The 9,022-nt window shown below is 63.0% G+C and carries 8 protein-coding genes and 1 tRNA gene; 8 read left to right on the top strand and 1 reads right to left on the bottom strand.

Annotated elements, in window-relative coordinates; all coding sequences use genetic code 11:
* Positions 1–161: 161 nt before the first annotated feature.
* The 8 genes from ENJ37_00470 to ENJ37_00435 all read left to right on the top strand — a co-directional run bounded on the left by ENJ37_00470 (position 162) and on the right by ENJ37_00435 (position 7,886).
* Positions 162–1,229 carry a radical SAM protein gene (locus tag ENJ37_00470; GenBank protein HHL38962.1) on the top strand — a complete coding sequence of 356 codons (1,068 nt, stop codon included), beginning with the start codon at positions 162–164 and terminating at the stop codon, positions 1,227–1,229.
* Positions 1,230–1,233: 4 nt separating this feature from the next.
* Complete coding sequence (locus ENJ37_00465; protein ID HHL38961.1) at positions 1,234–2,211, top strand: thiamine pyrophosphate-dependent dehydrogenase E1 component subunit alpha; 978 nt, start codon at positions 1,234–1,236, stop codon at positions 2,209–2,211.
* 3 nt (positions 2,212–2,214) lie between these two features.
* Positions 2,215–3,264, top strand: coding sequence for an alpha-ketoacid dehydrogenase subunit beta (locus ENJ37_00460; GenBank protein ID HHL38960.1), 1,050 nt, complete (start codon positions 2,215–2,217; stop codon positions 3,262–3,264).
* Entirely contained in the window at positions 3,236–4,012 is a 777-nt protein-coding gene (locus ENJ37_00455; protein ID HHL38959.1) for a glycosyltransferase family 2 protein, read from the top strand. Before ENJ37_00460 ends, ENJ37_00455 begins: the two co-directional genes overlap by 29 nt.
* A 395-nt stretch (positions 4,013–4,407) precedes the next feature.
* Positions 4,408–5,889: a B12-binding domain-containing radical SAM protein gene (locus tag ENJ37_00450; protein ID HHL38958.1), complete on the top strand. Its 1,482-nt coding sequence runs from the start codon at positions 4,408–4,410 to the stop codon at positions 5,887–5,889.
* The gene (locus tag ENJ37_00445; protein HHL38957.1) at positions 5,886–6,836 is read left to right on the top strand and encodes a glycosyltransferase family 9 protein; all 951 of its coding nucleotides are present in this window, start codon (positions 5,886–5,888) and stop codon (positions 6,834–6,836) included. Before ENJ37_00450 ends, ENJ37_00445 begins: the two co-directional genes overlap by 4 nt.
* A 26-nt stretch (positions 6,837–6,862) precedes the next feature.
* The gene (locus ENJ37_00440) at positions 6,863–7,765 is read left to right on the top strand and encodes a radical SAM protein (protein HHL38956.1); all 903 of its coding nucleotides are present in this window, start codon (positions 6,863–6,865) and stop codon (positions 7,763–7,765) included.
* 45 nt (positions 7,766–7,810) lie between these two features.
* Positions 7,811–7,886: transfer RNA gene (locus ENJ37_00435), tRNA-Cys, on the top strand.
* A 221-nt stretch (positions 7,887–8,107) separates the two neighbouring features.
* Here ENJ37_00435 and ENJ37_00430 read toward each other — a convergent pair.
* Positions 8,108–8,905 (bottom strand): helix-turn-helix domain-containing protein, encoded by a 798-nt coding sequence (locus ENJ37_00430; protein ID HHL38955.1) that lies wholly within the window; start codon positions 8,903–8,905, stop codon positions 8,108–8,110.
* Positions 8,906–9,022: the final 117 nt, after the last annotated feature.

The raw sequence follows: 9,022 nt of genomic DNA, 5'->3' as shown, positions 1-9,022 counted from the left end.
CCCTTCAAAGACTTTTAATACGACTTGGTTTCCCCCTGTTTTGCCAAGCAAAACAGGGGGAAACCAAGTCGCGTTAAAAGTTTTTGGAGGGAGTCTGAGGGAACCTTTTTACAAAAAGGTTCCCTCAGTGCAATCAAGGGGGGCCGCGGCCCCATTGTTAGATGGACGAACTGAGGATAGACAGCCACAAACTCATCTACCACGTGCCGAGGGTCGACGACTGGCTCAGGGGCAGGGACGTCTATCCAATCTACATCGAGGTCTCGCCCATCGGGGCCTGCAACCACCGCTGCACGTTCTGCGCCCTCGACTACATGGAGTACAGGCCCGACGCCCTCGACGCCGCGGTCCTCAAAGAGCGGCTCGCCGAGATGGGCCGGCTCGGCGTAAAGAGCATCATGTACGCCGGAGAGGGAGAGCCCCTTCTTCACAGGGAGATCGCCGACATCGTGGCCCATACGAAACGAAGCGGCATCGACGCGGCCGTGACGAGCAACGGCGTCTGCCTCACCGAGAAGACGGCCAGGGCCGTGCTGCCCCACCTCACGTGGATAAAGATAAGCATAAACGCCGGTACGCCCGGCACCTACGCCGCCGTGCACGGCACGGGGGCCGGGGATTTTCACCGGGTCATGGAGAATACGGCGGGGGCCGTGCGCATCCGCCGGGAACTGGGCCTGGGGGTTACGATAGGGATGCAGATGATACTGCTCCCGGAAAACGCCTCCGAGGCCGCCGCGCTCGCAGCGGCTGCGAAGGAGGCGGGCGCCGACTACCTGGTCGTGAAGGCCTACTCCCAGCACCGCATGAGCCGCACCGAGAGGTACAGGGACCTGCGCTACAGCGACTTCATGCACCTGCAGGACGAGCTCGCCGCCTTCCGCGACGAGCGCTTCAACGTCGTCTTCCGCGCAGGCTCGATGCGCAAGCTCGAAAGGGGCAGGCGCTACTACGAGAAGTGCCAGGCCCTGCCCTTCTGGTCCTACGTGGACTCGCGCGGAGGGCTCTGGGGGTGCAGCGCCTACCTGGGCGACGAGAGATTCCTCTACGGCAACATATACGACACCACCTTCGAGGAGGCATGGAAGGGGGAACGGCGCAAGGAGGTCCTCCGGCTCGTGGCCGAGGACCTCGACACCGACCACTGCCGCATAAACTGCCGCATGGACGAGGTGAACCGCTACCTCTGGGAGCTGCGCCATCCGCCGGCCCACGTGAACTTCATATAGCCCCATGAGCACTCCCCCGACCGAGACGCTGCTCAGCCTCTACCGGACGATGGTGCGGATCCGGCTCTTCGAGGAACGGGTCTGCGAGCTCTACCCGGAACAGCAGATGCGCACCCCCGTCCACCTCTATATCGGCCAGGAGGCCGTGGCCGCCGGGGTCTGCGAAAACCTCGGGAAGGACGACTACCTCTTCTCAAACCACAGAAGCCACGGCCACACGCTGGCCAAGGGGGCGTCGATGAAGGCCGTGATGGCCGAGCTCTACCTCAAGCGCACGGGGTGCAGCAAGGGCAAGGGCGGCTCCATGCATCTCGTCGACGTGGAGCACGGCATCCTCGGCACGTCGGCCATAGTGGCCGGCGGCATACCCATGGCCGTGGGCGCCGCGCTCGCCTCGAAGATGCGCGGAGAGCGCCGCGTAAGCGTCGCCTTCTTCGGCGACGGCGCCGTCGACGAAGGGGTCTTTTACGAGTCCCTCAACTTCGCGGCGCTCAAAAGACTGCCCGTCGTATTCGTCTGCGAGAACAACCTCTACGCCACCAACTCGCGCATCGAGGCGCGACATCCCACGTGCCGCATCGCCTCGGCCGCCACGGCCATGCACGTGCCCGGCCACTGCGTAGACGGAAACGACGCCGTCGAGGTCTACATGACCGCCATGGCGGCTGTCAACACGGCGAGAAGGGGCCACGGACCGACGCTCATCGAGGCCAGGACGTACAGGTGGAAGGGGCACGTGGGGCCGGAGACGGACTTCGAGAAGGGGTGCAGGCCCGAGGACGAGCTCCGGGAGTGGATGAAACGCTGCCCCGTAAAGGCCCTCAGAATACGCATCGCCTCCGGGGACCCCACGCTGCGCCACACCATGCGCGACATCGAGGCGGCCGCGAAGCGGGAGATAGACGAGGCCGTGAGCTTCGCCAAGGCGAGCCCCGACCCCGACCCCTCGGAGCTAACCGAAGACCTCTACTGCGGCGGATAGATCATGCCCTGGACCAAGGTGTTCAGCAACAGGGAAGAGTTCGAGCGGGAGTTCGGGCCGTCGGGCGACGGGAAGCTTCGCGCCGTGACCTACCGCGAGGCCATAAACGAGACCACCGCCTCTCTGCTCGCCTCCGACGAGAGCGTCTTCGTGCTCGGCGAGGGCGTTGACGACCCGGGCGGCGTCTTCGGCACGATTAGGGGCCTTGCCGGGAGGTTCGGCGGCGAGCGGGTCATGGATACGCCCCTTGCAGAGAACGGCATTACGGGCGTGGCCGTCGGAGCGGCCGTCGCCGGCATGAGGCCCATACTGGTCCACATGCGCATGGATTTCCTGCCGCTCGCCATGGACCAGTTGATAAACCACGCCGCCAAGTGGCGCTACATGTTCGGCGGCGCCGTGAACGTGCCGCTCGTGGTGCGCGGCATAATCGGCCGCGGCTGGGGCTCCGCGGCCCAGCACTCCCAGTCTCTCCACCCGCTCTTCGCCCACGTGCCGGGACTAAAGGTCGTCATGCCCGCGACCCCCTACGACGGGAGCGGGCTCCTCAGGGCGGCGGTCTACGACGGCAACCCCGTCGTGTTCATCGAGCACCGATGGCTCTTCGAGCATATCGGCCATGTGCCCGCCGAGCCCTTCGAGGTGGAGATCGGCAAGGGGATCGTCAGGCGCCGGGGCTCGGACGTGACCATCGTGGCCTTCTCCTACATGGTCTACGAGGCCCTGCGGGCCGCAAAGACGCTCGAGGCCGAGGGCATAGAGGCCGAGGTCGTTGACCCCAGGACCCTGCGGCCCCTGGACGAGGAGATAATAATAGATTCCGTGAGGAAGACCGGACGGCTCGTGACGGCCGAGCCGGGCTGGCGCCTGTGCGGCATGGGCTCGGAGGTGGCGGCCCTGGCGGCCGAAAAGGCCTTTCACGCCCTCAAGGCCCCGCCGGTGCGCATAAACACGGCCGACGTGCCCACGCCCGCAAGCCACGTGCTCGAAGAGGCCTTCTATCCCGGGGCCGACGACATAGCCGGTGCGGCGAGAAGGATTGTCCGTGAATGAGGCGGGAGAAAAGAAGCCGACCATAACGGTCGTGGTGCCGGCCCTCGACGAGGAAGGCAACATCGAGGCCGCCGTGGCCGACGTGCGCCGCGCCCTCGATGGACGTTTCTCCGACTACGAGATAATCGTCTTCGACGACGGCAGCACCGACTCCACGCCGCGGATAATCGACCGCCTCGCCGAAGAGGACAGCCGCGTCAGGGCCGTCCACAACGACGGCAACCGCGGGCTCGGCTACTGCTACACAGAGGGCGTGAGGCTCGCCTCCATGGAATACGTGGTCCTCATACCGGGCGACAACGAGATCCCCGCGGCCGCCATGGAGAGGATCTTCGACGCCGTCGGCAAGGCCGACATCGTCGTGCCCTACACGGCCAACCCCTCGGTAAGACCGCTGCCGCGACGCATCGTCTCGCGGCTATTCGTCATTATCCTCAACACCCTCTTCGGCATGGACCTGCGCTACTACAACGGCACCTGCGTCCACAAGACCTCCATAGTGAAACACGTCCCCATGTCGACCATGGGCTTCGCCTACATGGCCTCCATCCTCGTGCGCGAGCTCAAGGCGGGCGCAAGCTTCACAGAGGTGGGCGTGCATATAAAACAACGCGACACCGGAGCCACCAAGGCCTTCGCGCCGGCAAACGTCATAAGCGTGGCGCGAACCATAGCGGAACTCTTCTACGACGTGAGGATCAAGAACCGGCATAAGTACAATAAACCCCTGCGACGAGTAACGGCTTGAAGCAGGGGGAATATGTTATTCGGGTCTTCGGTGCGGTCCCGGGGAGGTTCGGGCCGCGCCAGGCGGGATCTTTACGCCTTTGCGGCCCGAACCTCCCCGGTACCGCGCCCCCAGGCAGCGGGCGCGGGCGGGACACCCTGTGCAAAGACTTGGGAAGCTCTGATTTATTGCACTGAGGGAACCTTTTTGTAAAAGGGTCACAGACCCACGGTTCCCTCAGACTCCCTCCAAAAACTTTTGACGCGAGTTGGTTTCACCTGTTTTGCGCAGCAAAACAGGTGAAACCAACTCGCATCGAAAGTCTTTGAAGGGGTCTGGGGGAAACGTGGGCCTATGGCCCTTCTACAGAAAGTTTCCCCCAGAGCCGAGGGGCTTCGTTCCCCGAGAAGACCGTCGTGAAGATTCTTTTCGTCATAAAGGACGTGGAGTATATCGATCCCATGGGGATCATGCTCTTGTCGGCGCTTGCAAGGCGCGGGGGGCACACCACCGAGGTGGCCGTGCTCGGCGACGGCGGCTTCGAGGAGAAGGTGCGCTCCTGCGGCCCCGACGTCGTCGCCTTCAGCGCCAAGACGGGCGAGCACAAGTACTACCTGGCCGCAGCGGCGGCGGTAAAGCGCGTAAGCCCCTCCATACGGACCGTCATCGGCGGTCCTCACGCCACGTTCTTCCCGGAGATCATCGAGCGCGACGAGGTCGATCTGCTCTGCATGGGCGAGGGCGACGACGCATGGCCCGAGCTGCTCGAGGCCATGGAGTCGGGCGGCTGCGTCGACTCCATAGCAAACATCGTAACAAAGGAGAACTACCGCAGCGGCGGCGCGCCGGGGATGCGACCCCGGAGAACGGCCCTCGACGACCTGCCCTTTCTCGACCGCGACCTCTTCTACAGGACCACGCGGCTCGGGCGCTTCCCCATGCGAAGCTTCATGGTGGGGCGCGGCTGTCCCTACCGCTGCACCTACTGCTTCAACCACACCTACAACGCCCTTTACAGGGGCAAGGGGCCGCTGCTGGTGCGCATGAGCGTGGGGCGCGTCGTCGAGGAGCTCAGGGAGCTAAAGGCCCGCTACGACACGCAGTTCATAAAGTTCTACGACGATATCTTCGTCTTCAGCGACGACGAGTGGCTCGACGAGTTCGTCGAGCGCTACCGCAGGGACGTGGGCCTGCCCTTCCACTGCCTCATGAGGGCGAACCTCCTGACCGAACCCATCCTGAAGAAACTCAAGGAGGCGGGCCTTGCCTCCATAAGCATGTCCATAGAGAGCGGCGACGACCGCATACGAAACGACATACTCAAGCGGCGCATGTCGAGGGAGACGCTCGTAAGGGCCTTCGAGCTCTGCGCCCGCCACGACGTGCCCACATTCTCCAACACCATACTGGCCGTGCCGGGAAGCTCCATCGAAGACGACATCGAGAGCCTCGACCTCAACCTCGCCTGCAAGGTGACCTTCGGCGAGTTCCCCGTCTTCTTCCCGTACCCGAGGACGGAGCTCGCCGACTACGCCATAGAGACCGGCTGCTTCGACGGCGACTTCGACAGGCTCCACATGAGCTACCAGAGCGAATCGCCCCTTGACTGTTTCGACGAGCGTGAAAAGCTCATGCAGAAGAACCTTTCGCTCCTGGCCACGGTGTGCCTGCTCTTTCCCCGGCTCCGCAACGTGACGGTCAACCGCCTCATAGGGCTGCCGCTCACGAGACTCTACTTCTACATCTACTACGTGGTGAAGGCCTATCTCGTGAAGACGCGCATATACCCCATGCGCTTTTCGCCGCTCCAGGCGCTTCGCTCCCTGTACGAGAGCTTCAGGCTCGAGCGCTTCAAGCACGAAGAGGAGGACTTGCTGAGAAGAACGGGAGGACCATGAAAGGACGGATGAGGAAGACCGACAGGGAGAAGGTGCTCATAGTGAAGCTCGGCTACTCGGAGACGCTCATGGGCGAGATAAGCCACAAGACGAGCCTCGGCGACGTGCTGCGCAGCACGGTGCTTCTCAACCTCTACAAGGACGCAAGCGTTACGTGGCTCGTCGACGAGAAGGCCGTGCCGCTGCTGCGCGGCAACCCCTACATCGACCGCATCCTTCCCTACGAGCTCACAACGGTGCTCCAGCTCCGGGCCGAACGCTTCGACACCATAATAAACCTCGAGAAGGTGGCGGGCATATGCGCCTTCGCCGACTCTCTCACAGCCTGGCGGCGCTACGGCTTCCGTTTCGACCCGGTGAACGGCACGGCCGAGGCCTACGACGGCACGCAGAAGGTGCTCGACATATGCTCCAACCAGCGCGACAAGATCGCCAACCGCAAGTACTGGGAGGCCATACTATTCGAGATGGTGGGCTCCAAGTGGCGCGGCGAAACGCCCATCCTCGGCTACAGGCCCCGCTCGCGCATAAAGTACGACGTGGGCTTCAACCACCACGTGGGAGAGAAGTGGCCCATAAAGGCTTGGCCCGCCGAGAAGTGGAAGGAGCTCGAGAGGCTCATGGGAGACCGCTACAAGGTCTCCTGGCAGCAGGGACTCGGCTCCATAGAGGAGTACATAGAGTGGATAAACTCGGTGCGCCTTCTGGTGACCAACGACAGCCTGGGGCTCCACATAGCACATGCCCTCGGCAGGAAGATCGTCGCCCTCTTCGGTCCCACGCTGGCAAAGGAGGTCTACATCGAGCAGGGGGCCAAGCTCCTGCCCAAGCCCAGGCCCCGGTGCCTGCCGTGCCTCAGCGACGTATGCACCATGGAGCGCACCTGCATGTACGACATAAGCCCCACGCGGGTCTTCAACGCCGTGAACGAGCTCCTCGGGGAGTGAAGCGGGGCTGAGACCGGAAGAGGACCATGAAAGCACGACCCATCGTCATACCGGAAGACTACAACTACATAGCCGCCTTCCTGACCCTTGCCTGCAACCTCGACTGTCCCTACTGCATAAACTCCTTCGGCGGGCTCGAGGCGCGGCGGCGCAGGCTCTCGGGGCGGGAGTGGACCGAGGCCATAAACCGCATCGAGTCCAGGCCCGACCTGCCCGTCACGCTCCAGGGCGGCGAGCCGAGCCTGCACCGCGACTTCGTCTACATACTGAACAACATAAAGCCCGAGCTCCACATAGACATACTGACGAACCTGCGCTTCGAGCCCGGGCTTCTCATCGGCAAGGTCGATCCCGCAAGGCTTCGGCGCGATGCGCCCTACGCCTCGATCCGCGTAAGCTACCACCCCGCGACCATGGAGCTTGCCCCGCTTGTGGAGAAGGTCCTGAGGCTCCAGGACGCCGGTTTCAGCATCGGCGTCTGGGGCGTCATGCACCCCTCTCAGGCCGACGCCATCCTCGAGGCGCAGCGGCTCTGCAGGGAGAGGGGCATCGACTTCCGCTGCAAGGAGTTTCTCGGCGAGCACAACGGGCGGCTCTACGGGACCTACAGGTACGAGGGGGCCTGCGGCGGCGGTCCCGTAAGGAGTGTTATGTGCAGGACCACGGAGCTCATCATCGGCCCCGACGGCGGGGTGTACCGCTGCCACAGCGACCTCTACGAAGGGCGCGAGCCCGTCGGCTCGGTGACGGACCCCGACTTCGGGATCGAGGACGTCTTCCGGCCCTGCCACGTCTTCGGCCGGTGCAACCCCTGCGACATAAAGGTCAAGACCAACCGTTTCCAGCAGTTCGGCCACACGTCGGTGGAGATACGGGGGCTGGAGGAGGCGGCCCAGGCGGACCGTGCGTCCGCGCCGGAATCGCCTTGACAGAGGCGGGCAGGGGTAGTAATATAGTAAATCCCCATCGGCCGAGGCGGCGTACCCAAGTGGCTAAGGGAGCAGTCTGCAAAACTGCCATTCAGCGGTTCGAATCCGCTCGCCGCCTCCACAAGCTCCGGCTTCACCGCGGCCATGCTCGATGTCGGACGGGGCTGTGGCGGCATGGGCATGAGATCATGACCACGAACCCTCTTTTCCCTCCATTTAGGTAAGAGTCCGCACGCTGACCGACGTTCCCGCAGGGAGTATGATCTGCCGGCAGGTCGTCGTCTTGGGGCGTCCGGTTGAGGAGCCGGAAGTCCGGTTTTGCAGGCGGTCCGCGGCGGCGCTCTACCGCAGCCTCTGGTGGACCCAGACCACACGGCCGATGATCAGCCTTTCGTCGAACTTCTTTACGGGCATCGTGGTCTTGGGGAAAGACTGGTTGTCGGAGGCGAGTATTATGCGTTTCGGGTCGATGAAGACCCTCTTTACCGTCACCCCCTCGTAGCTGAGCCAGACGAGGTAGACCTTGCCGTTGAGGAGCCTCTTTTCTCCTCTGTCCACGCCGAGTACGGCGCCGTCGGCTATGGTGGGCTCCATGCTCTCACCGCTGAAGCGCAGCCAGATCATCCGGTCTGTCACGTCTTTTTTCGGCACGAGCGTCATCTCGATGGGGAGGCGGCCCGGTATGGAGTCGGGACCGGGGAGCATGTTCATGTCGAAGACCGGCACCTTGCAGTAATCGTCGCACGACGTGCCCTTGACGTACTCTTCCATGTGTTCGTCGTGGACTATCTCGAGGATGGACTTGGGCGGCTTGCCCGTGAGGAGCCAGTCGAGGGTCACCGAGCCGAGCTTGGCGATCTTTCTCAAAGTGACGATGTCGGGGTTGCGTTTGTTCTTTTCGTAGTCGCTGATGGTGGCGGCCCTGGAGAAGCCGAGCATGTTGGCGAAAGAGGCCTGGTTCAACCGCAGTATCTCGTCACGGATGTGCCTTATCCTGTTACCGAGGGTGGGCATGTTTACACCTGTACGTAAAATAACTTGACAATCATGCGCGATATGGTAAATTAAATAAGATGTGTTCTGTTGCGTCCCCCGCCGGATTGAAACGCCGCTCTGATATTCGTGCCATCCCGTCCTCATGAGCTGTAAAGACGGCCTGGGTGTAAACGGGACTCTTACGGCAGCGGCCGCGGGCTCCGGCGCGCGGTGTACTGGGCGAACATCTTCTGATGCGTCAGTTTAGCATTTAAAGAAGAG

The organism is Deltaproteobacteria bacterium (genome assembly GCA_011375175.1).
Taxonomy (GTDB): domain Bacteria; phylum Desulfobacterota; class GWC2-55-46; order GWC2-55-46; family DRME01; genus DRME01.
This window is presented reverse-complemented; position numbering and strand designations above follow the sequence as displayed.